The organism is Burkholderia crassaminum (assembly GCF_964265005.1).
GTDB lineage: Bacteria > Pseudomonadota > Gammaproteobacteria > Burkholderiales > Burkholderiaceae > Burkholderia.
On the sequence record NZ_OZ183800.1, the window covers coordinates 3459265 to 3481907 of the forward strand.

General features: G+C 61.3%; 27 protein-coding genes and 3 pseudogenes. 19 read left to right on the forward strand and 11 right to left on the reverse strand.

All coding sequences use genetic code 11. The features are described 5' to 3' along the window. Positions 1-399: 399 nt before the first annotated feature. Genes ACPTTF_RS32555 through ACPTTF_RS32565 form a run of 3 tightly spaced genes read left to right on the forward strand, consistent with a single transcriptional unit; the run spans position 400 to position 2869 of the window. Entirely contained in the window at positions 400-1545 is a 1146-nt protein-coding gene (locus ACPTTF_RS32555; protein WP_423369924.1) for a glycosyltransferase, read from the forward strand. After that, positions 1545-2111 (forward strand): hypothetical protein, encoded by a 567-nt coding sequence (locus ACPTTF_RS32560; RefSeq protein ID WP_243771604.1) that lies wholly within the window; start codon positions 1545-1547, stop codon positions 2109-2111. Before ACPTTF_RS32555 ends, ACPTTF_RS32560 begins: the two co-directional genes overlap by 1 nt. Positions 2112-2134: 23 nt before the next feature. Continuing rightward, a complete protein-coding gene (locus tag ACPTTF_RS32565) occupies positions 2135-2869 on the forward strand; it encodes a polysaccharide deacetylase family protein (protein ID WP_423369756.1) in 735 nt (244 codons plus the stop codon). 28 nt (positions 2870-2897) lie between these two features. On the opposite strand, the gene ACPTTF_RS32570 is transcribed toward ACPTTF_RS32565, so the two are convergent. The 4 genes from ACPTTF_RS32570 to ACPTTF_RS32585 form a co-directional block, all read right to left on the reverse strand. Beyond that, positions 2898-4154, reverse strand: coding sequence for an MFS transporter (locus ACPTTF_RS32570; RefSeq protein WP_423369757.1), 1257 nt, complete (start codon positions 4152-4154; stop codon positions 2898-2900). Positions 4155-4495: 341 nt separating this feature from the next. After that, complete coding sequence (locus tag ACPTTF_RS32575; protein WP_423369758.1) at positions 4496-5434, reverse strand: alpha/beta hydrolase; 939 nt, start codon at positions 5432-5434, stop codon at positions 4496-4498. Positions 5435-5436: 2 nt separating this feature from the next. Then, entirely contained in the window at positions 5437-6321 is an 885-nt protein-coding gene (locus tag ACPTTF_RS32580; RefSeq protein WP_423369759.1) for an alpha/beta fold hydrolase, read from the reverse strand. A gap of 37 nt (positions 6322-6358) precedes the next feature. Continuing rightward, positions 6359-7414 (reverse strand): sugar phosphate isomerase/epimerase family protein, encoded by a 1056-nt coding sequence (locus ACPTTF_RS32585; protein WP_423369925.1) that lies wholly within the window; start codon positions 7412-7414, stop codon positions 6359-6361. 110 nt (positions 7415-7524) lie between these two features. Between ACPTTF_RS32585 and ACPTTF_RS32590 the strand changes: the two genes are divergently transcribed. Then, positions 7525-8130, forward strand: coding sequence for a TetR/AcrR family transcriptional regulator (locus ACPTTF_RS32590; RefSeq protein WP_423369926.1), 606 nt, complete (start codon positions 7525-7527; stop codon positions 8128-8130). A 247-nt stretch (positions 8131-8377) separates the two neighbouring features. Further along, on the forward strand, positions 8378-9310 hold the full coding sequence (locus ACPTTF_RS32595; protein WP_423369760.1) for a LysR family transcriptional regulator: 933 nt from the start codon (positions 8378-8380) through the stop codon (positions 9308-9310). A gap of 123 nt (positions 9311-9433) precedes the next feature. On the opposite strand, the gene ACPTTF_RS32600 is transcribed toward ACPTTF_RS32595, so the two are convergent. Beyond that, positions 9434-9613 (reverse strand): DDE-type integrase/transposase/recombinase, encoded by a 180-nt coding sequence (locus ACPTTF_RS32600; protein ID WP_423369761.1) that lies wholly within the window; start codon positions 9611-9613, stop codon positions 9434-9436. Positions 9614-10338: 725 nt separating this feature from the next. Here ACPTTF_RS32600 and ACPTTF_RS32605 point away from each other — a divergent pair. The 5 genes and pseudogenes from ACPTTF_RS32605 (at position 10339) to ACPTTF_RS32625 (ending at position 14741) form a co-directional block, all read left to right on the forward strand. Further along, complete coding sequence (locus ACPTTF_RS32605) at positions 10339-11454, forward strand: linear amide C-N hydrolase (protein WP_423369762.1); 1116 nt, start codon at positions 10339-10341, stop codon at positions 11452-11454. A 112-nt stretch (positions 11455-11566) separates the two neighbouring features. Beyond that, a pseudogene (locus tag ACPTTF_RS32610) lies at positions 11567-11878 on the forward strand (IS256 family transposase); the annotation flags it as partial. A gap of 123 nt (positions 11879-12001) precedes the next feature. Then, positions 12002-13129, forward strand: a complete 1128-nt coding sequence (locus tag ACPTTF_RS32615) for a porin (RefSeq protein ID WP_423369763.1) — start codon at positions 12002-12004, stop codon at positions 13127-13129. A 1052-nt stretch (positions 13130-14181) separates the two neighbouring features. Then, the gene (locus ACPTTF_RS32620; RefSeq protein WP_423369764.1) at positions 14182-14364 is read left to right on the forward strand and encodes a hypothetical protein; all 183 of its coding nucleotides are present in this window, start codon (positions 14182-14184) and stop codon (positions 14362-14364) included. A 128-nt stretch (positions 14365-14492) separates the two neighbouring features. Then, positions 14493-14741 carry a hypothetical protein gene (locus tag ACPTTF_RS32625; RefSeq protein WP_243771605.1) on the forward strand — a complete coding sequence of 83 codons (249 nt, stop codon included), beginning with the start codon at positions 14493-14495 and terminating at the stop codon, positions 14739-14741. A 260-nt stretch (positions 14742-15001) separates the two neighbouring features. Here the strand turns inward: ACPTTF_RS32625 and ACPTTF_RS32630 are convergent, their stop codons facing one another. The 3 genes from ACPTTF_RS32630 to ACPTTF_RS32640 all read right to left on the reverse strand — a co-directional run bounded on the left by ACPTTF_RS32630 (position 15002) and on the right by ACPTTF_RS32640 (position 16398). Then, positions 15002-15286 carry a hypothetical protein gene (locus ACPTTF_RS32630; protein ID WP_166955618.1) on the reverse strand — a complete coding sequence of 95 codons (285 nt, stop codon included), beginning with the start codon at positions 15284-15286 and terminating at the stop codon, positions 15002-15004. A gap of 72 nt (positions 15287-15358) precedes the next feature. After that, positions 15359-15625 (reverse strand): translation initiation factor IF-1, encoded by a 267-nt coding sequence (gene infA, locus ACPTTF_RS32635; protein ID WP_423369765.1) that lies wholly within the window; start codon positions 15623-15625, stop codon positions 15359-15361. Between the two features lie 569 nt (positions 15626-16194). Beyond that, a complete protein-coding gene (locus ACPTTF_RS32640; protein ID WP_166955623.1) occupies positions 16195-16398 on the reverse strand; it encodes a cold-shock protein in 204 nt (67 codons plus the stop codon). Positions 16399-17119: 721 nt separating this feature from the next. Here ACPTTF_RS32640 and ACPTTF_RS32645 point away from each other — a divergent pair. The 8 genes and pseudogenes from ACPTTF_RS32645 to ACPTTF_RS32680 all read left to right on the forward strand — a co-directional run bounded on the left by ACPTTF_RS32645 (position 17120) and on the right by ACPTTF_RS32680 (position 20504). Next, the gene (locus ACPTTF_RS32645) at positions 17120-17359 is read left to right on the forward strand and encodes a hypothetical protein (RefSeq protein WP_423369766.1); all 240 of its coding nucleotides are present in this window, start codon (positions 17120-17122) and stop codon (positions 17357-17359) included. A 68-nt stretch (positions 17360-17427) separates the two neighbouring features. Further along, positions 17428-17667, forward strand: coding sequence for a hypothetical protein (locus ACPTTF_RS32650; RefSeq protein ID WP_423369767.1), 240 nt, complete (start codon positions 17428-17430; stop codon positions 17665-17667). Between the two features lie 46 nt (positions 17668-17713). Further along, positions 17714-18005 (forward strand): annotated as a pseudogene (locus tag ACPTTF_RS32655) (IS30 family transposase); the annotation flags it as partial. 344 nt (positions 18006-18349) lie between these two features. Further along, positions 18350-18547 carry a hypothetical protein gene (locus tag ACPTTF_RS32660; protein WP_423369768.1) on the forward strand — a complete coding sequence of 66 codons (198 nt, stop codon included), beginning with the start codon at positions 18350-18352 and terminating at the stop codon, positions 18545-18547. Positions 18548-18706: 159 nt separating this feature from the next. Further along, entirely contained in the window at positions 18707-18883 is a 177-nt protein-coding gene (locus ACPTTF_RS32665) for a hypothetical protein (protein WP_423369769.1), read from the forward strand. Between the two features lie 48 nt (positions 18884-18931). Continuing rightward, a complete protein-coding gene (locus ACPTTF_RS32670; protein ID WP_423369770.1) occupies positions 18932-19219 on the forward strand; it encodes a hypothetical protein in 288 nt (95 codons plus the stop codon). A 209-nt stretch (positions 19220-19428) separates the two neighbouring features. Continuing rightward, on the forward strand, positions 19429-19713 hold the full coding sequence (locus ACPTTF_RS32675) for a hypothetical protein (protein WP_423369771.1): 285 nt from the start codon (positions 19429-19431) through the stop codon (positions 19711-19713). Between the two features lie 611 nt (positions 19714-20324). Next, on the forward strand, positions 20325-20504 hold the full coding sequence (locus ACPTTF_RS32680; protein WP_166955639.1) for a hypothetical protein: 180 nt from the start codon (positions 20325-20327) through the stop codon (positions 20502-20504). A gap of 96 nt (positions 20505-20600) precedes the next feature. Here the strand turns inward: ACPTTF_RS32680 and ACPTTF_RS32685 are convergent, their stop codons facing one another. The 3 genes and pseudogenes from ACPTTF_RS32685 to ACPTTF_RS32695 all read right to left on the reverse strand — a co-directional run bounded on the left by ACPTTF_RS32685 (position 20601) and on the right by ACPTTF_RS32695 (position 21904). Beyond that, on the reverse strand, positions 20601-20696 hold the full coding sequence (locus ACPTTF_RS32685) for a hypothetical protein (protein ID WP_423369772.1): 96 nt from the start codon (positions 20694-20696) through the stop codon (positions 20601-20603). A gap of 88 nt (positions 20697-20784) precedes the next feature. Then, a pseudogene (locus ACPTTF_RS32690) lies at positions 20785-20973 on the reverse strand (acyl-CoA desaturase); the annotation flags it as partial. A gap of 58 nt (positions 20974-21031) precedes the next feature. Continuing rightward, complete coding sequence (locus tag ACPTTF_RS32695; protein ID WP_166955641.1) at positions 21032-21904, reverse strand: slipin family protein; 873 nt, start codon at positions 21902-21904, stop codon at positions 21032-21034. A 271-nt stretch (positions 21905-22175) separates the two neighbouring features. Here ACPTTF_RS32695 and ACPTTF_RS32700 point away from each other — a divergent pair, with 271 nt between their 5' ends. Then, on the forward strand, positions 22176-22598 hold the full coding sequence (locus tag ACPTTF_RS32700) for a type II toxin-antitoxin system HicB family antitoxin (protein WP_166955643.1): 423 nt from the start codon (positions 22176-22178) through the stop codon (positions 22596-22598). Positions 22599-22643 lie beyond the last annotated feature (45 nt).

The window sequence follows — 22643 nt, forward strand, 5'->3', positions numbered from 1 at the left end:
GCTTCCTGCCTGCTTCCTGCTCGCTTCCGACCTGTTTCCCGCCCGATCGGCGGGGGTAACCGGGCCGCACCACCGTTCACGCCGGAATCGCAACAGCTCACACGCCGGCGACAGAAAAACACGTCACCGGCCCCTCCTCCCCGGCGGCATCGCTCGGTGTGACGACACCGCAAGCGATCGCGACACATTCACACAAAGATGCGCAGACCTTGACACTACGGCACGTAATGCGTCTGTAATATTTGGAAACGATTCGCAACGACGCCCCGCCCGGGCGTCGTTGCGCAATCACGCCTCGGCAACGCGTAACCGGGATCGCGTCATGGCTTTCAACAGGTTGAGGCATTCATTTTCTCAGCAGTCCTGTCAAATGAATGATCGAGGAAAGGCGGCATCGTGATGAACATTCTGTATACCAACTTCCACGGCGACTACGGCGGCGGCCAGGATACCTACGTCCGCGACCTCGCCGCCGCGATGAGCCGGCATCATCGCGTGACCGTCGCGTCGCCGGAAGGCAGCCGCCTGTCGCGACTGTTGGAGGACAGTCCCGACGTGACCATCTTCGACATGGAATTCAAGCCGCGCTGGAACCGGCTGTGCCAGGAAATCGTCCGGCTGCGCCAGCGCATCGTCGCCGAGCGCTTCGACATCATCCACGTCAACGGGTCCGCCGATCACCGGCAGGTGATGCTCGCGCTGCTCGGCTGCCGGTATCGGCCCGCGGTCGTGCTCACCAAGCACAACACCTATCGCGCCGACAGCTTCGGCAACGTGCTGCGCGCCCGGCTGGCAACCGACCACACCATCGCGGTCAGCGACTACGTGGCGGGCATGCTCGCGCTCCGGTCGCCGTATGGCAACGTCACGGTCGTCAAGCACGGCGTGCGCCGGCAGGCCGCGGAACGACTGGCCGGCGACGAAATCCGCCGCCGCAAGATCGCGCTGTTCGGGCCGTCCGGCGCCGACGCGATCGTGCTGGGCAGCAGCGCCGGCACCGCGCCGGAAAAAGGCTGGATGGACCTCGTCGCAGCGCTGGGCCGCCTGCCCGAACACGAGCGCGAGCGGTTTCGCGTGCTGCTGGTCGGCGCGGAGCCGTCCGGCGAGCAACGCGAGCAGATCGCGCGGCACCACATGGCGTCGCGCACCGCTTTCACCGGGCGCCTCGACGATGTGCGCACGCCGTTCTCGATCATCGACGTGTCGTTCGTGCTGTCGTACCACGAGAGCTTGTCGTATGCGTGTCGCGAAGCGATGTCGCTCGGCTGCCCCGCGATCGTGACGCGCGTGGGCGGGCTGCCCGAGAACGTCGAGCCGGGCGTGGACGGCTGGGTCGTCCCGCCGCGCGAGCCCGAAGCGATCGAGGCCATCCTGCGTGCGATCGTGCGCGAACCCGCGTGCGTGCGCGCGATGGGGCGCAGCGCGCGGCTGAAGGGCAAGCGCGAGTTCTCGTTCGACCGGTTCGTCGATGCGACGTTGTCCGTCTATCAGAAATCGATTCGACACAACCCCTATCGTTGGGTGACATCCATGAGGTCCGTTTAATGGCAATGAACATCTGGAAGAAGTACTGGGACCTGCGCACCCAGGAGTGCCCGTGCGACGTGCACTTCGTCGAATGGCTGGAAGCCGTTCGCCTCAACGGCATCCGCATCTATCACTTCGGCACCGGCGGCCACCACCATGTCGGCACGGAATGCGCGCGGCCGCACCTGAACAACACCGTCTTCGGCGTGACGGCGTCGCCGAAGGAATACAAGTCGTACGTCGATCTCGTCACGCGGCAACCGGAGGTGAGCAAGACCTATCTGGCCTATTTCGGCGACATCTATACGAGCAATACGGACCTGCTGCCCGCGTTCGACGTCGTCACCCTGTTCCATCTGTGCGAGTTCCGCGACGAAACGAACAGCCGCTACGGTGCGAAGACCGACGCCGAAGTGCTCGACCTGTTCGCACGCCATACCGCGCGCGACGGCCACCTGTTGTTCTACAAGGGCTCGTCGGCGTACCGGAAGGCCGAGCCGATCATCGAGCAATGGGCGGCGAATGCCGATTTCGTCGAAACCGGCGATTTCAAGACCCTGCGGATTTTCCGCAAGGCCGCGTAATTCCCTGATCTCGCGACCCGCTCATGCTGCTGTCCGCCACGCGCTACCCGATCCTGATGTATCACCAGATCCGCACGCTGCCGCCGCCGTCCGACCGGCTGCGCGGCCTGAGCGTCGCGCCCGACGCGTTCCGCCGCCAGATGACGCTGTTCCGGCGGCTCGGCTATCGTGGCCTGAGCGTGCGCGAACTGCAGCCCTACCTGCGCGGCGAGCGCAGCGGGAAAGTCTTCGGCATTTCGTTCGACGACGGCTTTCTCAACGTGCTGACGCATGCGATGCCCGTGCTGGACGCGCTCGGCTTCACCGCGACCTGCTACTTCGTCGCCGGCCGGTTCGGCGGCGAGAACGACTGGGATGCGGGTGCCGATACGGCACGTTCGTCGCTCATGACGTGCGCGCACATGCTCGCCTGGCGCGATCACGGCCATGAGATCGGCTCGCATACGCTCGATCACGTCGCGCTGTCGCACGTGCCGGCCCACGTGTCGGCGGTTCAGATCAGCGAATCGAAACGGCGGCTCGAAGCGTACAGCGGCCAGCCCGTCGAATCGTTCTGCTACCCGTACGGCGACCTGGACCCGCGCGTGCGCGATCAGGTCGCCGCCGCCGGCTACCGCAACGCGACGACGACCCGGCGCGGTTGCGCCGATGCGTCCGACGATGCGTTCCTGTTGCCGCGGATTCCGGTGGCGGGCGGGGTCGGTGCGATGCGGCTTTGGTTCAAGTGTGCGAAGGCGCGGGTTCGGAGGCACGGGTAAGTTCACGCGGCATCGACCGCACCCATGGTTATTCCGGCCGCCGGCTGCGGAATGCGAGCAGGCCGGTCAGTGCGATCCCCAGGAACATGACCCATCCCGGCGCGAGTGTCGTCCAGCCTGCGGCCGCGCTGCCGATGAAGTTGCCGAGCATCCCGCCAATCGCCCACGAAATCGCCGACGCACCGAAATAGCTGCCGGTGTTGCCGTCCGTCGTCAGGTCGGCGAGCGCGATGTTCGACGCGGGAAGAATCAGGCTTTCGCCCAACGTGAAGACGATCGCGATCACGATCAGGATCGCGAGCGACGCATCTGCGCCCCGATCGCGGGCGACGAGCAGTGCCGCAAGCGCAAAACAGCCGCACAACGCGGCATGCCCGATCACCATCATCGATCGCCAGCGCGTACGCTGAAACCAGCCCATGCCGAGCCAGGCGGTGGCGATTCCCATCAGCGCATTCGTGATGTAGAACGGTCTCACGCCGTTATAGCCGTGTGCGCCATGCGAAAAGGTCAACGGGATGAATACGTAAATCTGCGTATACACGGTCCAGAACGGCACAAGCGCCCAACAGAGCCGGCGAAACCGCCTGTCGCCAAACGCGACCAGCACACCGCGCAGCGGGTGCGCGTCGACTGCGCTGTGCCGTCTTCGCCCCGCGATCCAAGGGGCGATCAGCGCGAGCGCCGTGAAGACCGCACCGCTCACCAGAAACGGCAGTGCCCCGTTCGTGTTCGGCACGACGATCAGGAGCGCAGGGCCGATCAACGCCCCGAGATTGAGCGCCAGGTTGTTCAGCGCGAACACCTTGGGACGCACGGCGCCATCGAGCGAGCCGAAGATCGAATACGCGGTCGTTTCGTAAAGCGCGGCCCCGAGCCCGGACACACACGCCCACATCAACAGGCCCGGCAGCGACCGCGCAAATGCGAATCCGGCAAACCCGGCCGCACGGAAAAGCAGGCCGAGTGTGGTCAGCACACGACTGCTGAAGCGATCCGCCGACGCACCCAGCACCAGCGGCAACAGCCGGCTCGCCAGCAGATTCACCGTCAGCACGCTGGCGACGCTGCTCGCGTCCAGATGGCGCTCCATGTCCAGGAACGCGGCAAGCAGCGGCAGCGACCCGAACACCGACAGATTCACGAGGAACTGGAAGACCAGCAGGACCCGCGTCGACGCCGGCACGCCTGCCACGATTCCGGTGAGCCATGCGGCCGGTTTGTTGTCCTTCTGGTGAAACGGGTCGACTCTGTCGCCGGATGCTCGGCGATCGCAATCATCCATCATGTTCTCCGCTGACGTTCGATGCCGGCCAAACGGAGCATGAAAAAAGCCCCGTCCGTTTCCGGCGGGGCTTGGGGTGGGTTCGACACACCGACTTACGACGCGCAACCTCCTCCCGGCCCGCCATTGGCGGTCGTGGTGGTGGTCGTAGTCGTGACGAAAAGTGCGTTCATGTGAAGAATCTAGTCAACCTGCAGTCGGCCGTCAATACGCCGATTGCGTGGCCGGTCAAACAGGCAGTCCGTCGAAATCATGGAAAACGCGCCGGCGTTCCGGATATCGCGCGACCGCCGAACCGTACAACCGTCCATGCAGGTCGCCCATCCCCTTCGGCAATGCACTCACCGCTGGAAAGCCCGGCGCATCTGCGCGCCGGCCACGTCGAACACCTGGCGGGCTGCCGGCGTCATGCCGGCCATATGGATGCACGCATGGATCATCCCCGGCAGCACGACGAACTCGACCGGCACACCGGCCGCCCGCAATCGCTGCGCATACGCGTGCGCGTCGTCGCGCACCGGATCGTACTCGCACGCCAGCAACGTGGCCGGTGGCAACCCCTCGAGCGAAGCCGCCCGCAGCGGCGACACGCAGGGCGACCCGCCGTCGGCCGGATCGGTCAGGTACATGTCGAAGCAATACCGCATGATCTCTTGCGTCAGGTAGTAACCCTGCCCGCAAGTCCGATAGGACGTCGAGCTCATCGACGCATCCAGCGGCGGGTACAGCAACAGCTGATGCGCGATCGGCGGGCCGCCCCGCTCCCGTGCGACCAGACAGGCAGCCGCCGCCAGGTTTCCTCCGGCACTGTCGCCGCCGACGGCGATGCGCGCCGGGTCCAGCCCCAGGCCAGCCGCCTCGCGGCATACCCAGTCCAGCGCATCGCAGAAATCCTCCAGCGGCACCGGAAACCGGTGCTCCGGCGCAAGCCGGTAGTCGACCGACAGCACGACGCATTGCGTCGCGTTGGCCAGCGCGCGGCAAGGATTGTCGTAGAGCTCGAGTGTGCCGAGGCACCACCCGCCGCCGTGTGCATAAACGATCGCCGGCTGGCGTGCCTCGCCCGCCGACGTGACCGATGGCCAGTAAGCCCGCACGCGAATCTGCTGCCCGTCGCGCGTGGGCACCTCAAAGGTTTCCGTACGGTCAACCGTTTCCAGCGGTCCATGCCAGCCCCGCAGTGCCGTATCAGTCGCCTGCCGCAACGCGTCCAGCGACGCAGGCGCCTCGGCCACGGCCAGTTGCTCCAGCAATGACGCGATGTTGATGTCGATCGGCATGTTCAGCGGCTCCGCTCCAGGAACGGCAGCAGGTGGCCGATGAATGCGTCGGGTGCCTCTTCCATGATGAAGTGTCCGCAAGCCGGGACGACCGCGCCCTGCAGATCGGTCGCGTTGTCGCGCATCGTGACCAGCGGCGCATCGCCGGTGGCATGTTCGGCACCGATGGCGAGCACGGGCATCGTCAGCTTGCGCTGCGCCCGCTCCTGGTTCTGCCGGATCGTCTCGGGAATCGCACGGTAATAGGAGAACCCGCCGCGCAAGCCGCCCGGTGCCGCATAGGCGTCGATATACACATCGACGGCCACACAATCGCGCCGGAACGACCAGCGGTTGAACATGAACTCCAGATACGCCCGCTCGCGCCCCGCAATCAGCGTCTCGGGCAGATCGGCCAGCTGGTTGAACATGAAATGCCACAGGAAGATATTTTCTTCGGGCGGAGCGAAGATCGACGGCGCGGGTGCCAGCCCGGGGATCACCGCTTCCGTGAGCGCCAGCGACTTCACTGCCTCGGGCCGATCGCTCGCCAGCGCGTAGGCCACCCACATGCCGACGTCGTGGCCGGCCACCTGGTACACATCGAAGCCGAGCTGCGCCATCACGCGATGCAATGTCGCCGCCGTGTGCCCCGTGTCGTAACCCGCATGCGGCCGATCGGAATAGCCGGTACCGGGCGGATCGACCGCGACGGCCATGAAGCCGTGCGCGGCGAGCGCCTGCATCACATGACGCCATGCGTACCAGGTTTGCGGCCATCCCGGAATCAGCAGGACCGGCGTACCCGCGCCGGCCGTGACGCAATGGACGCGCTGGCCGTCAACGCGTACGTATTGGTGAGCAAAGCCTTGGGCGTCGGCCGACGACGGCTTAAGTTGAGCGGACATATCGATTATTCCTGGCTGTGGAGGGAGGGGAAGCGGCTCAGGCGATGCCGAGCATGTCGTGGATTTGCCGTTGATCGACCGCGGCGCCGGCGAAGTCGTCGAAGACACGCTCCGTCACCCGGATGATGTGGTCGTTGATGAACGCGACGCCTTCACGCGCACCGTCCTCCTGATCCTTGAGGCAGCATTCCCACTCGAGGGTGGCCCATCCTGCGTAGTCGTACTGAGCAAATTTCGAAAAAATCGCCTTGAAGTCGACCTGACCGTCGCCGAGCGAACGGAAACGGCCGGCCCGCTCGAGCCACGAACTGTAACCGCCGTAGATGCCCTGTCGCCCAGAAGGCAGAAATTCGGCATCCTTCACATGGAACATGCGGATGTGGTCGCGGTAGATGTCGATGTACGCCAGATAGTCCAGCTGCTGCAGCACGAAATGGCTGGGATCGAACAGCATCTTGCAGCGCGCGTGCTGGCCGACCAGCGCATGGAAGCGCTCGAAACTCACGCCGTCGTGCAGGTCCTCGCTCGGGTGGATCTCATAGCAGAGGTTGACGCCGTTTTCGTCGCAGACGTCGAGAATCGGCCGCCAGCGGCGCGCCAGCTCGTCGAACGCCGTCTCGATCAGGCCGGCAGGCCGTTGCGGGAACGGAAACAGGTAAGGCCACGCGAACGAGCCCGAAAAGGTGCCCATGTCGGTCAACCCCAGGCGGCGTGAAGCTCGCGCCGCCAGCTCGAGCCGGTCCAGCGCCCATGCCGTGCGCGCGGCCGGGTTGCCGCGCACCGCCTCGGGCGCGAAGTTGTCGCACATGGCGTCGTACGCCGGATGCACGGCGACCAGTTGCCCGAAGATGTGCGTGGTCAGTTCGCTGATCTCCAGCCCATGTTCGGCCAGCATGCCCTTCACGTCATCGCAATAGGCCTGGCTTTCCGCAGCGGTCTCCACGTCGAACAGCCGGCCGTCCCACGCGGGAATCTGCAGCGCCTTGAAGCCGACGCCGGCCGCCCATTGCGCGATATTCGGCAAGCTGTTGAACGGCGCCGCCTCGTCGGCGAACTGCGCGAGATGGAGACTGGGGCCCTTGAGGGTACGCATGATCAACTCCAATTATTTGTCGATTGACAAAGAATAGAATGCGGGAACAGCGCGTGTCAACACGGCGCGCGATAAAATCGGCGCACGATGTGACGACGGACGAAAGGAACATGGCGGGACGACCGAGAGAATTTGATCGCGACATGGCGCTGAAACGCGCGATGCTGGCGTTCTGGCGACGCGGCTACGAAGGCACGTCGATGGCCGACCTGGTCGAAGCGATGGGCATCGCGTCAGCGCGCATCTATGCCGCCTTCGGCAGCAAGGAAGCCCTGTTCCATGAGGCCGTGGCGCTCTACGAGCAAAACGAAGGCGGCTTCGCCGATCGTGCGCTCGGCGAGGAAACCGATGTCCGCGCGGCCGTCGAACGGATGCTGCGTGATGCTGTCGCCGCCTATACCCGGCGCGGCCAGCCGCACGGCTGCATGGTGGTCACCGCCGCGACCAACTACTCCGCCGAAAACGAAGGGGTCATGGAATGGCTGGCCGCCCATCGGCGCGCACGCACGCAATCGATCGCCGAGCGCTTGCAGCTCGCGGCCGAGCAGGGGCAGCTCGCGCGAGGCACCGACATCAACGCGCTGGCCGATTTCTATGCGACGCAGTTGCACGGCATTTCCGTTCAATCCCGCGACGGGGTATCGAAGGAGCGACTGCTCGCCGCCATCGGGCCGGCGATGATGCCGCTCGCGATGGCGGTGCGAGACAGCGCGTGACGCAGTGCGACGCGCGGGATACGGCGTTCTTTTAGTCACTCGGAAGCCGTCCGGGAACGCGCTCGGGGCTGGCTCGCCGCCAATGGCTGCAACCCTTGTGTGCAAAGCGAGAGAGCGCAAATCAGCAACCTCGTCCTGCTTCGCGGAGTGGGGGAATCTACGCGCCCACACATGGAGGAATTTGAACTGCCCGCCACCGGCGTGTAGGATATATCGCTCGCCGGAAATCTACGCATCAAACGTCACAATGGATCTGCGTCGCCTCAGTCACTTCCTTCTTCTTGCGGAGGAGCTTAGCTTCACGCGAGCAGCGGAGCGGGCACATCTATCTCAAACGGCTTTCAGTCGAAGTATTCAAGCATTGGAAGCCGAATTCGGTACAAGGCTTTTCGATCGCGATACCCGTTCGGTCACGCTCACCCTAGTCGGAAGGCGTCTGGCTACCAGAAGCAAAAAGCTACTGGCCGAGGCAGGTGATATCGCAAGAGAATTGAGCTTGATCAGTCTTGTCGAAGCCGGAGATCTGTCGTTCGGAGTCAGTCCATTGGCGATGGACTCCGTTCTTCGGCGAAGCATCGTTGATCTAACTCGACGCTACCCCAAGTTAAGGCTGAATATAGAAACGGCGAACTGGACGATCCTGTTGCAGCAACTTGAAGAAGAGAGAATTGAGTTCTTTGTCGCCTTCCCGGGACAGCTTGCCAGTGATCCAAAGTTCAGCGTCCGCCCACTCTGTGCGCAGAGCGCTTCGATTTTCTGCAGGCCGCAACACCCGCTAGTCTTGAGCAAGGAACCGATCGTTGCTTCCGGGTTGCTTCCGTATCCGTGGGCCGCAGTCCAGTTCTCCGACGACGTCCTCGCCCTTCTCAGACAGATGTGTGGACTCGACGATCACGCGCCCCTTCCTGTCGCGCTGTCCTGCGGCGATACGAACCTGCTTCGCGAAGTGACGGTCAATACAGATACTTTGTTATTCACCTGGTATGACTGGCTGCGTGCGGATCTGGATGCAGGTCGGCTAATCGACGTCGGGTCTTCGCTTAAACCCTCGCTCAACAACTCCGACTCCCTTCTTCGCCGGGGTGTGGTGCAATTGGCTGGGCGCACATGTTCACCCGCAGCACAAGCGGCAATACAGATCATAGAATCCAGTTCAGCTGCAATCGCCAGTGACGCGTAGGATTCTCAGGCACCGATCATGGGCCAACTGCATTCCAGTTCGATCAAGGCCCGAACTCTACACACCTTTCAAAATAGTCCGCCGGAACGGTTCTGATGCAAATAGGTAAACCGGTTGAGAGGTTTACTCTAGGCAGGATACCTTATCGATCGGACGAAACAACATTCGATCCGCAGCCACATCGGGATCTGCTCTGAGCATGAGGTCCACCGCCTCGCCAGTCCGACCCACTGCCTGGTACAGGTAGCCCCGCCTGCCACGAATCTTCAGGTGGGTCTCGTCGACACGCCGCGGACGACCCACAGGTGCAGCAAAGCTGCTTCCAGCGTTTGACGAACTCGACCGTAGGATGCCTCACCCAGCGCAGGACCGCCGTGCGAGCCAGCGACGCCGCCTGTTTAGCCAATATCACGACCAGATCACGCAGGCCGAGCTTGCAGCGCGGGTACCAGCAAACACGCAAAGCGATGATCTTCCGATCAAAATGGCGCCCACCGAACAACTCCTCCAGACTCTTCGGCTTGCTCACCGGGGGTTATCAGTTCGCTTTGCTCCGACAACCCAAACCGATTCGCCCCCCCAATTTCCACAAGAGCCTCGCAATTGGTGACAGACCGCGGGCTAGTCGCAGGTCTTGTTTCGACACAGCTCCGAATCCTCCCGCCAACCGCGAAGAGCGATATCTGCGGCACACGCCATCGCTTTGCGGCATCCCGCATGCCGGGCGCGTCGAACAGAAAGGCCGACGATCGAGCGTCGAATGTTCCAGCATGGCGTGAAACGCATAAATAGCGAGCGAATTATGCATTATGCGGGGCGCGTCAGTTGGTTGAAACTCTCTTCCGGAGCGAGCCTTCGACGAACACCGGCAAGGTGAAGCCGTCCGAACTCGCTCCGGCTAACCGGAGCCGTACCGTCTTCGGCACCGGACGCGAGGAAGCCCGACGAATTTCGTTGGACCACACATGCGCCAAAGGCATGGACTGGAATCATTCAGTCAATATGGACTACAAATCAAGAGAACGAAGATGAGACAAAACACCATCAGGAAAATCGTATTCTTCGCGATCTCCGCACTGACGTTCGGTGGCGCAGCGCTTCAGTCTGCGCTGGCTTGCACCGACGCCCGGGTGGTCGCGAAAGACGGTTCCGTGCTGACTGCGCGCAGCATGGAACTGAACATTCCCCTGGATTCGCAGCTCGTCGTCCGCGCGCGCGGCGCGCGGCTCCAATCGCCGGCACCGGACGGGACTCAAGGGGATGCGTGGACGGGTAAGTACGGCTATGTCTATATCAGTGTGCTCAAGCTGGACGTGCCCGCTGACGGCATGAACGAAAGGGGCCTAAGCTTCGGCGCACTATATCTGCCCGGGTACGCTGCTTATGAAGAAATCGGCCATGCTGCCCGCGCGACGGCGATGTCCAACGTTCACCTTGGCGCATGGATTCTCTCGCAGTTCGGCTCCGTCGAAGAGGTCAAGGCGGCGTTACCGAAGATTCACGTATGGGGCGAGCCCCTCGCGGCATTCGGTAAACACTATGTTCCGCTTCATTACGTCATTCACGACGCGTCGGGCAAGAGCCTGATCCTGGAGTGGGTGGGCGGCAAGCTTACGACGTATGACGACGCAGCAGGGGTGGTGACGAATTCGCCGCCCTATGATTGGCAGATGACCAACCTGCGAAACTACGTCAATCTTTCGCCCAACGACCGGCAGCCGGTGAAGATCAGCAGCGTTTCGGTAATGCAGACCGGTGATGGCTCGGGTCTGCTCGGGATTCCAGGCGACCCGACGCCGCCGTCACGTCTGATTCAAACCGCCTTTGCGCTCAATTTCGCGACGACGCCCAAAGACGCAAGGGAAGCACTCGTACTGGCCCAAAAGCTGATGAACCGCGTGGACAGACCGAAGGGCTTGACTCGGGATTCGGCCGCGAATCCAGGTGACTGGACCCAATGGGCTGTGTTCCGCGATCACGTCAACTTGCGCTACTACTATCGCACCTACGATGACGCCACGCTTCGAATGATCGACTTGAAAAAGATCGACTTTTCGCAACAGGCGCCCGTCCGGCGTATGTCGATCGAAAACGCAGAGCCGACGGTGCTGGAGATCGCTCCGGCCACCATCCCGGCATCCTGATTCGAAAGAGCGGGCGCCCCTCCCGCTCGTCGACCGTACCACCACCCTATGTGCGCAAGTCGCCACGTGTTCCGCTGATCACGTTGTCGACGCTTACGCGGCCCAGTACCCGAAGCTCACGAAGGATCCGGACGCACTGCTTGCGTTCTACGATGGCCCTGCCGGGCACCGGCAGCATATGCGGACCACGAATCCGATCGAATCAACGGTTGCGACGGTACGTCATCGCACGAGCCACACGCGCAACTGTCTGCCGCGTTCGACCTTCCTCGCGACGGCGTTCAAGCTGATTGAATCGGTCGAGCACACCTGGAGCAAGATCCGCGGCACCGAGAAAGTTGATCCGAGTATGAAAGGCGTTCCTTTCGCGGACGGAACCTCGGCGATTGACGGCACACCGGCTCCTCAAGCGCTGACCGCCTGATCATGTCGACTACCCCGCATATACCACTTTATTGATTAGCACTCGAAATTGTTTGGCAAAGGTTAACACCGGATCTGATGTGTACTCCGCAAATCCGGCGAAACTCATAAAAGAGGAGACAATATGAAGCTGAAATTGACAGTAGCGGTTGCGCTTACGCTCCTGAGCGGCATCGCTCACGCGCAGTCCTCCGTGACGCTGTATGGAATCATCGATGGTGGGCTGACGTGGCAGACCTCTTCCGCCGCTTCGTTCAGCTCCAAAGCGAAGAACACGGGGAGCATCGTCCGCTATAAGGACGGCGGCACATACACGAGCTTCTGGGGTATGAAGGGCGTCGAAGACCTGGGCGGTGGCTACAATGCAATCATGCAACTGCAGGGAGGCTTTGACTCCGGAACCGGAAAAATGGGCCTTGGCGATACGGGTGTGGCCGCCACGTCGATTTTCAACATGCTCGCCCTCGTTGGCGTGTCTGGCCCGTTCGGGACCGTCAAGGTTGGGCGGCAGTACACGCCCATGTATTTGGCGCTCATCGACACGGATGCCCGCCACGCAGAGTATTTCGGCAGCATTCTGACGCTGCTGGTTGGAATGAATTCGGCGGCGGGCTGGGTTGGGGCGAGCACCAACGCGGCGATAGGCTCGATCTACGACAGCAATGCGATCGTCTACGTGTCACCCAAGCTGGCAGGCGTCACGGTATCGCTCGAATATGCCCCTGGCGGCGTGGCGGGCAGCATCCAGGGGAATGCACGCGAATCGGCCGTCGTCCAGTACGACAACTTCGGACTGAAGCTCGCGGCGATCTATTACAACGGCCATGACACCAATCCAGGCGCGACTACTGTGGCCACGGGGCTGGCGAACAACCGGTTCATGTCGTTGAGTGCGCTGTATACGCGAGGCGATTTTTCAGTGAGTGCTTCTTTCTCGAATGGACGCAATCCTGCGAATTCGAGCAGCGCCAACTACGATCTGATTTCGGGCGGTCTGGCCTATCAGTTCACGCCGGCGTTTTTGTTGTCATCGGGCGTCTACTATATGAAGGACAAGAATCATTCGGATAACAGATCGACTGAAGTGGCACTCGAAGCCGACTACATTTTTTCCAGGGCAACGCTGGTTTACGCCGACGTAGGCTACGTCAACAACCGCGGCACGATGAATCAGGCGCTTGAGTATGGTCAGCCAGTGGCTCCGGGTGTCGGCACCACGGCGGCAATGATCGGCATTCGCCATCGATTCTGATATCCCCGGGAATAGGCCATGGAGCGGGCCGCGAGTCGAGCGATCCGCTTCAGTTCGAATAGGGTGAGAGCGGCCGAAAAAAGGAGGCCATCGTTTTGACCTGCCCCCGAATTTCGATCAATTCATGGCGTCCTTCCGAGACCCGGATAGCACCACGCCAATCATTTCGGCTCGCCGGTTTGCTCTCGCCTTACATCTCGATATGCTGACGCTCGCACGGCTGGCCCACGTACCTCGCCCGAGACCGGTGCGGCGGGATACGTAGCGGGTCTGCAAAATGGCGGCTACTCTCACGTCGTCGCGACCTATGTTCGGCGAAAGAAAACAGGATGCAGGGCTTACCGGCTTGGACGTGGTTCCGTGTCATGTTCCTGCCCCACCTCTTCGAATGCCCGAGCGAAAGTGTGTATTTCGCACCCGCTCGCACACAACGAACGGTAGTTTGCGGACCTCGACATCGGGTATCGCGCACAATTGGGACGGCATCGCGAACGGCGGCTGTATCAGGTATGCATGCTGCGTTGCCGGGCTCGCCGCCTCGGCTTCGAGCGCTTCACGCATCGAGTACAGTTCCATGATCATTTGATGTGTGGGCCGCGTAACGGTCAGGTCTCACGGCGGCTCATACGTCGACAGGATTTCCGCGTCGACGCCTGACGCATGGCGACAGATATCTCGGATTCGACCGAGCATGCGCCCCTATCGCCCGGCAATCCGAGGAAAGCGATCTGTCTGGGTGCCTGTGACGTCCAAGCGATCCGACGGCGCCTGTTGGCCCGGCGGCGGCTCAACCGCCGCCTGTCGCAAGACGCACGAGCGTGCGTTTGCCGGCATCCTGGTGCCGAAACAGCAGAGGTTCGCGCTCCGACGCGACTATTTCCAGCCTATGACCTGCTTAATCGCTTGCGAACCCGATCTTCGGATATGGGGCGCTACCGAACAGGTGCAGGTCGAGAGCACTTTCCCCGGGATCGTGTATGTGGAGGCGGTTCGTCCGCTCGGCGTGGCGCACGGCTCAGGAATCATTCTCCCAAAGCGCCTAGAATTCAGTCATGGCTGCATTCCACAAGGAGGCTGTCATGACTCAGTCGATGATTGGTTGGGTGGTTGGTTTTGCGGTGGTCGCGGTGGTTGCAGTCGCGTTGGCGCGCCGTTACCAGAGCGAACATTCCAGTATGGACGTCGTTCAGTGGTTGGACTCCCATCACCTGGGGTGGATGCACCGCAAACATTGACCTCTCCACGCTGGCGGCAATAACCCCGCCTTGCCGAAGTTTACCGGGAGCCAAACACACGGAAGCAGGCGGGCGGGTGAAGTCTGCTTTGTCGTTGTCGCGCCAAGGGTCTTGGCAAGGACGGCATCATGGATGATGAAGTGTGCACGACCCATACGCACGTGGCACGCCTTCGCGTGATGCAGACCACGTCTGGCCGCTATCGCGGAATCGTCAACCTGCACCGCATCGGAGAGGATTCCGGCACCTCTGAGCAACACCAGACCGAAGGGGATTTTGCGACGGACGTGGAGGCGCGTGACGCCGCCCGAGCGCTCGCGCACGGTTTGCTCGAAGAGCAAATCCAGACGCACGAAAAGGCGCAAGGAATCGATTGAATCTGCGTCGGCGGGTTGGTCGCTACGCAGCGTCGCTCGGCGGCAACGCGACGTCCATCAGCGCGTAGCGCGCCAGTCGCACATGCGGCCGCTCGTCCGTCGATCTGCTTCGAGAGCACGGGACGGAAAGGAATGCCGGTGTTTCGACGCGAGTTTTCCGCTGACCGGCAGCATGGCGTCGGCTCGCGTTATTTCAAATCGGGACGCGCATCGCCGATTGACGCGCGCTCCCATGCATTGCTGCACAACAGAGATCCGTATCAAAGAACTGCGTCGAGCATCCAATGTTCGCCCCGGTTCCGGTCGATGATGGATTCTGCGTAACGTTGCGAAGCCCGGCGTGCGTCACCGGCGCTGGCAAACGGCGAACCGTCGACAAGCTTGAAGGTCAGGCTCCGGGTCAGCGTGGTGTCAGTGCCGCGCCGGCAAACCTTGACCGCTGCGTCAAAACCGGCTTCGTAGTTGTGAGTACGGCCGGCGCCTGCGTGAAAGTGAGGGTAAATCAGTGGATATATTTCGAATCCGCGATAGGTACGCATACTCATGATGAACTCCTGATGATTGTGGCTACGCATTGTGTAGACGAGCGCAATCAATCCTGTCTCGGCGCTATACGTTTAGCGTCGAGCAAATCGGTTTCGAGGCGCACTGGGCGGAGCCCGTTCGTCTTTGTGCCGGAAATTGATACGCCCCTTGGTCAGGTCATAGACCGACAACTCCAGCCTGACCCGATCGCCAGCGAGAATACGAATGCGGTGCTTGCGCATGCGGCCCGATGCGTAAGCCGCAACGACCGCGCCGTTTTCCAAGGTCACGCGAAACCTGCTGTCCGGGAGCACCTCATTCACTACGCCGTCCAATTCCAGCAATTCTTCCTTTGCCAAATCACTTTCTCCAATCAATGTGACGCGCGGCAATCGCAGCGGTGTGTGGACTTCCGCTCCCCGATAGAGCGCAGTTTCAGTGCAAATATCGAAAAATGCCCATGCGTGGGGGGGCGCGTACCAACGCGACACGCGGGCCGCACCTCGTCCGGGCGCTCACGCGTCTCGTTATCGCGTCTCGGTGGTGCGCTTCTTCCCGCTCGATTTGGCCGGCGCCGGGGGTGCCGCTGGTGGCACCCAGTTCAGCGCCACGCCGAGCAACGGCAAATCCTTGGAGCGCCGTGGTCTCGCAAGTAGTCTTTTGTTGCGAAACTGACTCTTGGTCAAAGTTACCTCCGTGTGCGTCGATCGCGAATTCACGATGAACGAGCCGTCCGATCGTTCGCCACCGAATGCGCGGCTTCCCCCACATACTTCCTCGTGGGATTCGCTCGCGCATATCCGTGCGGGTCGTTTCGACGCTAAACGGTAGCCTCAGCAGGACTGGGGGCGCCTGCGACGGATGCGAAAGATCCTCGACCGATGACTGCGTGGCCGATCCCGAACACAGGACCGACGAGTGATGTGGATTACTGAGGAATGATGTTCGAGGCCTGCAGACCCTTGGGCCCGCGCTTTGTCTCGTAGCTGACCTTTTGACCTTCGGCCAGCGTCTTGAAGCCATCGCCGCGAATCTCCGAGAAGTGCGCGAACAGATCATCGCCGCCACTGTCAGGCGTGATGAAGCCAAAACCCTTGCTGTCGTTGAACCACTTGACGGTACCGGTATCCATGGAAATTTCCTGATATTGGACAAACGTATGCACCCCGATAGGGGGCATGAAAAAGGATCAAGGAGGGAGAGGACAACGAATACCGCGTTCCGCGGTCAGTGATGAACAGCAATCGCGCTTCTTGAAGGCTTCAGAGACCCACCCTACGCGGGGCCAAACACCCTGTCAAGCCGTTTCGGTCGGAACGTTAAGGGTGGCAACGCAAGAAGCCGCCGCGATCGACGAGGCTCGCCCCGGCTGCGCATCCTGGCTCCATGGTTTTGAGTTGCTTCGAATTTCTAATTTAAATTTCGACGATACCCTCAAGGCACCCTCTCCCCGTGTATCGGCGATTGTTCACACGTGGCTGAACCGATGCGTCCCGCACCCAATCGGGGCCGCATGCCATGCGGCGGTTCGCGCAGAACTTTCACTGTACAAGTTCGCCAATGGGCGTAGGATGGGTTCGTTGACTGACTCGCTACCGATTCCCGCGCCACTCAAGGCGCCCCCCCTCCGAACGTGATCGGGCCTCTCATCGATACCGCGCAATGCGGGCGAACGCGCCGCGGATCGATTGCGTATGCGAAGCGCCTGATCGATGCCTGTCTACAGGACATGAGCGTGTTGGATAACGCGTCCTGATCTCTTCCTCGGTCCATCCTGCTTCTGCGTCCGCGGCGCCGCCACAGACTCAAACCCGCCTGGCGCATGGCGCGCCGGCAACGTCGGGAGGCTGGATATGAACAGGAAAGACCTGTTGAAATGGATTCGACACGATGGTGCCGGCGTCATCGAGCAACTCCTGCCGATTGACGCGCGTGCCGAGTTGGACGGCGTCATTCTCGATCGGCGTCATGAAATCGATGAGGATGCGTTCCTGATGTTTTTCTCGATCCGCGCGCTGTTGCGCAAAGGCGGAATGGCGACCTGCGAATCGGACCAGGAAGCAGGCCAGATCATGGCGCTCCTCAAGCTTTGACGGTTCTGGTCGCGACGAAACGCGTTGCGGTGGCCAAGGGCCCCGCAACAACTGAAGGAGGAAGGAAAATGCAGCTCGACTCAACCCGACTCCATATCGACCCGACACCGCGCAGGGCCGACGGGGAATACATGGCACACGCGCGGATCAGCATCAATCGCGCAGACGGCAGTGAGTGCGACGTTCAACTGAGCGGAGATCTGGCGGCCTTCGACGTGCGCGAGGATGCGATTGCCTTTGCGAAAAACTGGGCGCTCGAATGGCTCGACGTGCATCTGGTCGATGATCTCCCGGTGCCGATGAATTGAACTTCGGGTGGCACGCCAGCCACCCGAGCAATCAGCGCCTCGCCGGGATCGAGGCAAAGAGATGGCATGATCACATGCGCTTCACCATGGCCACTGACATAAGGGTCTACTTTTGCGATCCGCAGAGTCCGCGGCAACGTGGCTCGAACGAAAACACAAATGGGCTCCTGAGACGGTATTCGCCCAAGGGGATCGATCTCCCGGCCAATTCGCAGGCCAAGTTCAACGCTGTAACCAGGCGGCTCAATGAGCGTCCGCGAAAGACGCGAGACTTCGATACACCGGCTGGGCGATTTCATCAATTCGTTGCATCGACGGGTCGAATCCACATCGGTTAAATGACATTCCGTCCGCCATTCAGTCTGCGAGTACGCCTCCGAGCGCCGCAGGCAGCTCTCCTGTTCCAGGTTGCCCACTGCGTTCACGACCTACATGCGAACCAGTAACCGAGTGGCAGCCGCCACAGATATCCGATGTCGCCGGTCATGCCCAACGGTTCCCAAAGGATTACGAACTGATATGGCGAATCACTCACATGATATTGGAGCAAGGCTGATCCGCGACGGTCCGCGGCAGCAACCGGTCAACGCGGTTCACGGGATGCTCGGCGATACGAGCAATGGTATGGCGCACGTAGCGCCTTAACCGATCAACTATGCTGGAAGCTCACAAGGAGCCGACCATGGCACCGCATGACGTGATGACGATCTTCGAGCGGGTGAACGCAGACGGAAAGGCGGCCACCGATCTGGACCATGCGTGTGCCGAGTTCGCTGGCTGGCTGGCGGAGGCATGGAGTCGATTGAGTGAGGACGAGATCGCTCTGCTGACGTCGATCGGCGCCTCGCTGTATCGCGAGGGGTATGCGAGGCGGTACTAGGCAGGTTCAGGGGCCAGCGCGAATATATCGGCGGGGTGGACCGAAAGGGCGTATAAAGTCCGAATGACTATCCCCTCCGTTACTACCGAATCGGTCCTGGGTCTGTTCCGGCTCATCGCCGGGAGGGAGGAGCGCCGGACTTCCGGCGAGTCACCAAGGATGGCGGCACTCCTGGCCCTTGCCGAGCAGCTTGCACGCAACCATCAGGCAATGACAGAAGATAGTTGGGACGCAGCCGCCCGTGTTGGCGGCCTGCTGTTGCGAGCGGAAATGATCAGCAACGACGTTGACACGGTGGCGCTTGAGCTGCTGAGCCGGCTGCGGCGGCGGAAATGAAAAGCTCGTTCGAACGTATAGCGAGTCGCCCCCTGTGGAGTGGCCAACATGTCGACACACCTGCTTCTTCTCTACAAGGGGTACGAACTTCATCCCCTCGTCTTCGCCCGCACATTCAGTCGCTTTGACGGGCATTCCCGTTACGCCGAAGGGTATGACATCGCGGTACGGATATGCCGCCCGGGCGCGATCGCGACCTCCGCCGCGAGCCGTATTTTCAGGCTGGACCGGCCGCATGCATATTCCGACTTCGGTATGGCAAGGCGTGCCGCCGGGCAGCAGGGAAAGGACATCATCGACGGAAAGGTGAGCGGAGCTTCGGTCATCGACATGTGAAAAAGCTGCTGGCGTCTGGCATCGACTGATTTGTTCGGGCTGCGCGTTGCGCCCTCGTCGATAGGCAATTTGACCGTCGTTGTTTCTTAACAATGGTCACAGGCGGAGCGTACCCTTCGGCATGCTTGTTCGTTCGGTCAAACGCAGCGGTCGGCCATGGCGACGCGAGAAGCTGAACGCACGCATTCCTCCTCACGGGTATCGCCACCATGCAAAGTGATCGCAATGCGATTCCGTACTACCTCGTCTTACGCACGGACTGTCCGCCGTATGTGCTGAACGCTGACCGCCATGTCCTGCGCCGCAACGCAAGTCCTCTCCTGCGAGCGTTCGCGAGAGCCCGCGGCACGCCGACCTCCATCGCTGACGACGCATGGAGCGACTTCTCCGGCTCGGAATCCATTTCGCTCCTCGAGCGCATGGAGATGCGGGCCTACGCCCTGGTTCGCGGGGCCGAAAGCGAACATCAACTCCGGTTACTGGCCGCTCTCTGACCGCACCAACGTACGCATTCCTTGCGGACGGCGAGCTCGGCAGCTTGTTCGAAACGAGGTCGGTTTTCGAAGGCATCCAGTCGGAAAAATCGTCGATTGCGGCGCGGCTGGAGGTACGTACATCTTCGATCGATCAACCTGGGCGGGCGTGGATATGGCAGCTTCATGCCGAGTGGGAAATCAATCGTTATTGCCACGCGCCTCGTGAACACCTGCCGAGAAGCACCGATCACTTTCTGGACCCGCGTGATCAGCGCTGCCATCTCGCGCCGTTCTACCGCCCGATGGGTTGGCCATCGGCTGATCCAGCACTCATGATCCGCAGGTTGATCGCGGGCTCCTGCTTCGGGCTCCGGTCCGAGCGTCATCTATGCGTCGTAGCGCAGCGCGCTTTTGGGTGGCCGCCCGACATCTGGAAGCAGCCTTTGAGCACATCACCGCTTGACTGACCGAAACGGCTCCAGCAGCCACTGCACGGCAACGTACCGACTTCCCCTTCCCTCTCGCCCATCCTGTGCTCAACACCCGTGCATCTGACCGCGATCCTGTTCGGGCGATCTGACTCGATGCGGCTCCTCGCTACGCGAGCACACCTCACTTCGGAGTGGTCTATGAAATCTTATCCAAGCACATTGCCTGATCGACATGATCAGGCAACCCGAGAAAAGGAGCGCGACAATCTGGCCCGAGCCGATATCGAACGGGCTGAAAAGCGTACCCGCGACTATGCCGGCATCGATTCCAATGCGAGCAAGTGGCGCTATTCCGATTCCGATCGTCAGGTGAAGTAGTGGTGCAGCGTTGCTCCCGATACCGCCAGAGGGTCACGCTCGCCACTCGCGTTGTAGCGCGCCGAATCCGCATGGCGCGTCACCTGCGTTCCGGGATCAGGTATATCGGCGCAGGCGTATCGAAAAATCGGCAATCGCGGTGACATCGCTTTGCTCCGCATCGCGGCACCCATTTTTCAACTGGACCAGCAATTGCTCGCGCGATGCGTGTGACCACGCTCATAGATCGAGCAAAGCCTCATACCTATCCACGTACACGCGTATTCACCGGTTGGCATTGGAACGGAATCCACATCATCTGGATCGCCCGCGCCGACACGCCGGGCAGCCCGAACGGTCTGACGTCGATCACGGCCAGCAGCCCGACGCAGAGATTCGGATAGCGAGCATAGACGTGGCGTTCGAGCCAGCCGTCCGGCGTACCCGACCCATATCTGCGCAGCGTTTCCTCGTTCCGCGCTTCGCCGCGGGGCGAGCGGGCCAGCCGATTCGCATCGAATGGCACGCGACACGCGCTGTCTGCGTGGCTATGCCGCTGTCTTGAGCGTCGGCGGCGATGTCGACTCCGTCACGTCATGCCCGGCAATGGCCAACGCCAGCACCGGGTTCAAGCTGTCCACCATCGAACTCGGAATCAGGATCGTGGCCCCACGCTCTTTCGTCGTTTCATAGATGATGTTCATTGCCCGCAATTGAAGTGCGGCCGGGTGATTTTCATAGACTCGCGAAGCTTCGACGAATTTCTCCGCCACTTCGGCCTCCGCGGAACCGAGTATCACGCGCGCCTGCTTCTCGCGTTCGGCTTGCGCCTGCCGTGACATCGAATCCTGCAGCGCGACAGGGATCGCCACGTCTCGGGTTTCCACGGATCGTACCGTGATACCCCAATCTGCGGTTTTCCTGCCGATCTCGTCCGCGAGGTGTGCATCGGCAGCTTTCCGATCAGAGAGCAGCGTGGCCAGCATCGATGAACCGATCATCTCCCGCAGCGAGGTTTGCGCGACGCGATCGATGGCCTGCCGGTAATCAGTGATGGCGAGTGCCGCTTTCCGAGCGTCGTGTACGTGCCAGAAAATGATGGCGTCGACGTTGACCGGCACTGTATCCCTGGTAAGCGCCTCCTGTGCGTTGAACGCAGTCGTTTGAATCCGTTCGTCGATCACCGCGACAACGTTGTCCAGTATCGGGATAATCATAAAAAAACCGGCACCCTTGACGCTCTGCAGTTTCCCGACGCGCAGGATTACGAACTTCTCCCAGACATTGGCCACTTTCACGGAGAGTGCGATAAGGACGGCGACGATGAAGAAGGGTAACGCGAGGTACGGATTGACCAAGGCGCCGACGGCTAGCGCGGCAAACAGAAAAGCGGCGGAAAGAAATAGTGTGACGGGGTTCATGATGGCGCTCCATTCAGTGATGCCGACTTCCGGCAAGCGTCACGAAGCACGACACATATTCGCCCGGTTGCTCTCTGGCGCCTTGGCATCTGCGATTGGGCGCCCACCCTGAACATGCGCCGGATTGCGATGCAAATCTGTACGGTGACGTACCCGGATCCGAACCTGCCGCATGAGGTCAGATCCCTCGAGATCGTTCTCTAGCGTACTGACACGCCCAGCCCCGGGGAAGAACAATGATTGACGTCACACAGGAATCCCGGAGCTGATCGTGGAATACCCCATTTTTATCACCCGACAGGAAGGCCCAGGCTATCGCGGATGGCTGCCGGATTTTCCCGGCGCGCATGTGGAGGGCAACACATACAGCGAATTGGCAAACACCGCAAACGACCGGGTCAATGAACTGTATGACCAATGCGCGCGCCTCATTCCGTTTCCTACAACGGACATGGCGGCATTGCAGGCGTCGTTCATCGACGACGGCGAGGGAATCTGGAGGTTCATCGATATTGCTCGGCCGACGTCGTGTTCGGTGGCGGTCTTGCTATGCCTTCCTAAGCAGCTCGTCGAAAAGATCGATGCAGTGGCGAAATCGCGTCATATGAGCCGCGAAGCGTTGGTGGCCGAGTGTACAGAAGGAATTGGCGTACCAGCGTTGCAGTCCTCCTGCCGCGAACTTGTCTTGGCGTAGCTACGGAACGCGACTCAGCGGATTCATCTTCCCGGGTTGCGTCGC

Bases quoted from the DNA above. Each gene is read 5' to 3' on its own strand.
- ACPTTF_RS32555 (WP_423369924.1), top strand. From the start codon at position 400: ATGAACATTCTGTATACCAACTTCCACGGCGACTACGGCGGCGGCCAG.
- ACPTTF_RS32560 (WP_243771604.1), top strand. From the start codon at position 1,545: ATGGCAATGAACATCTGGAAGAAGTACTGGGACCTGCGCACCCAGGAG.
- ACPTTF_RS32565 (WP_423369756.1), top strand. From the start codon at position 2,135: ATGCTGCTGTCCGCCACGCGCTACCCGATCCTGATGTATCACCAGATC.
- ACPTTF_RS32570 (WP_423369757.1), bottom strand. From the start codon at position 4,154: ATGGATGATTGCGATCGCCGAGCATCCGGCGACAGAGTCGACCCGTTT.
- ACPTTF_RS32575 (WP_423369758.1), bottom strand. From the start codon at position 5,434: ATGCCGATCGACATCAACATCGCGTCATTGCTGGAGCAACTGGCCGTG.
- ACPTTF_RS32580 (WP_423369759.1), bottom strand. From the start codon at position 6,321: ATGTCCGCTCAACTTAAGCCGTCGTCGGCCGACGCCCAAGGCTTTGCT.
- ACPTTF_RS32585 (WP_423369925.1), bottom strand. From the start codon at position 7,414: ATGCGTACCCTCAAGGGCCCCAGTCTCCATCTCGCGCAGTTCGCCGAC.
- ACPTTF_RS32590 (WP_423369926.1), top strand. From the start codon at position 7,525: ATGGCGGGACGACCGAGAGAATTTGATCGCGACATGGCGCTGAAACGC.
- ACPTTF_RS32595 (WP_423369760.1), top strand. From the start codon at position 8,378: ATGGATCTGCGTCGCCTCAGTCACTTCCTTCTTCTTGCGGAGGAGCTT.
- ACPTTF_RS32605 (WP_423369762.1), top strand. From the start codon at position 10,339: ATGAGACAAAACACCATCAGGAAAATCGTATTCTTCGCGATCTCCGCA.
- ACPTTF_RS32615 (WP_423369763.1), top strand. From the start codon at position 12,002: ATGAAGCTGAAATTGACAGTAGCGGTTGCGCTTACGCTCCTGAGCGGC.
- ACPTTF_RS32620 (WP_423369764.1), top strand. From the start codon at position 14,182: ATGGCTGCATTCCACAAGGAGGCTGTCATGACTCAGTCGATGATTGGT.
- ACPTTF_RS32625 (WP_243771605.1), top strand. From the start codon at position 14,493: ATGGATGATGAAGTGTGCACGACCCATACGCACGTGGCACGCCTTCGC.
- ACPTTF_RS32630 (WP_166955618.1), bottom strand. From the start codon at position 15,286: ATGAGTATGCGTACCTATCGCGGATTCGAAATATATCCACTGATTTAC.
- ACPTTF_RS32640 (WP_166955623.1), bottom strand. From the start codon at position 16,398: ATGGATACCGGTACCGTCAAGTGGTTCAACGACAGCAAGGGTTTTGGC.
- ACPTTF_RS32645 (WP_423369766.1), top strand. From the start codon at position 17,120: ATGAACAGGAAAGACCTGTTGAAATGGATTCGACACGATGGTGCCGGC.
- ACPTTF_RS32650 (WP_423369767.1), top strand. From the start codon at position 17,428: ATGCAGCTCGACTCAACCCGACTCCATATCGACCCGACACCGCGCAGG.
- ACPTTF_RS32660 (WP_423369768.1), top strand. From the start codon at position 18,350: ATGGCACCGCATGACGTGATGACGATCTTCGAGCGGGTGAACGCAGAC.
- ACPTTF_RS32665 (WP_423369769.1), top strand. From the start codon at position 18,707: ATGGCGGCACTCCTGGCCCTTGCCGAGCAGCTTGCACGCAACCATCAG.
- ACPTTF_RS32670 (WP_423369770.1), top strand. From the start codon at position 18,932: ATGTCGACACACCTGCTTCTTCTCTACAAGGGGTACGAACTTCATCCC.
- ACPTTF_RS32675 (WP_423369771.1), top strand. From the start codon at position 19,429: ATGCAAAGTGATCGCAATGCGATTCCGTACTACCTCGTCTTACGCACG.
- ACPTTF_RS32680 (WP_166955639.1), top strand. From the start codon at position 20,325: ATGAAATCTTATCCAAGCACATTGCCTGATCGACATGATCAGGCAACC.
- ACPTTF_RS32695 (WP_166955641.1), bottom strand. From the start codon at position 21,904: ATGAACCCCGTCACACTATTTCTTTCCGCCGCTTTTCTGTTTGCCGCG.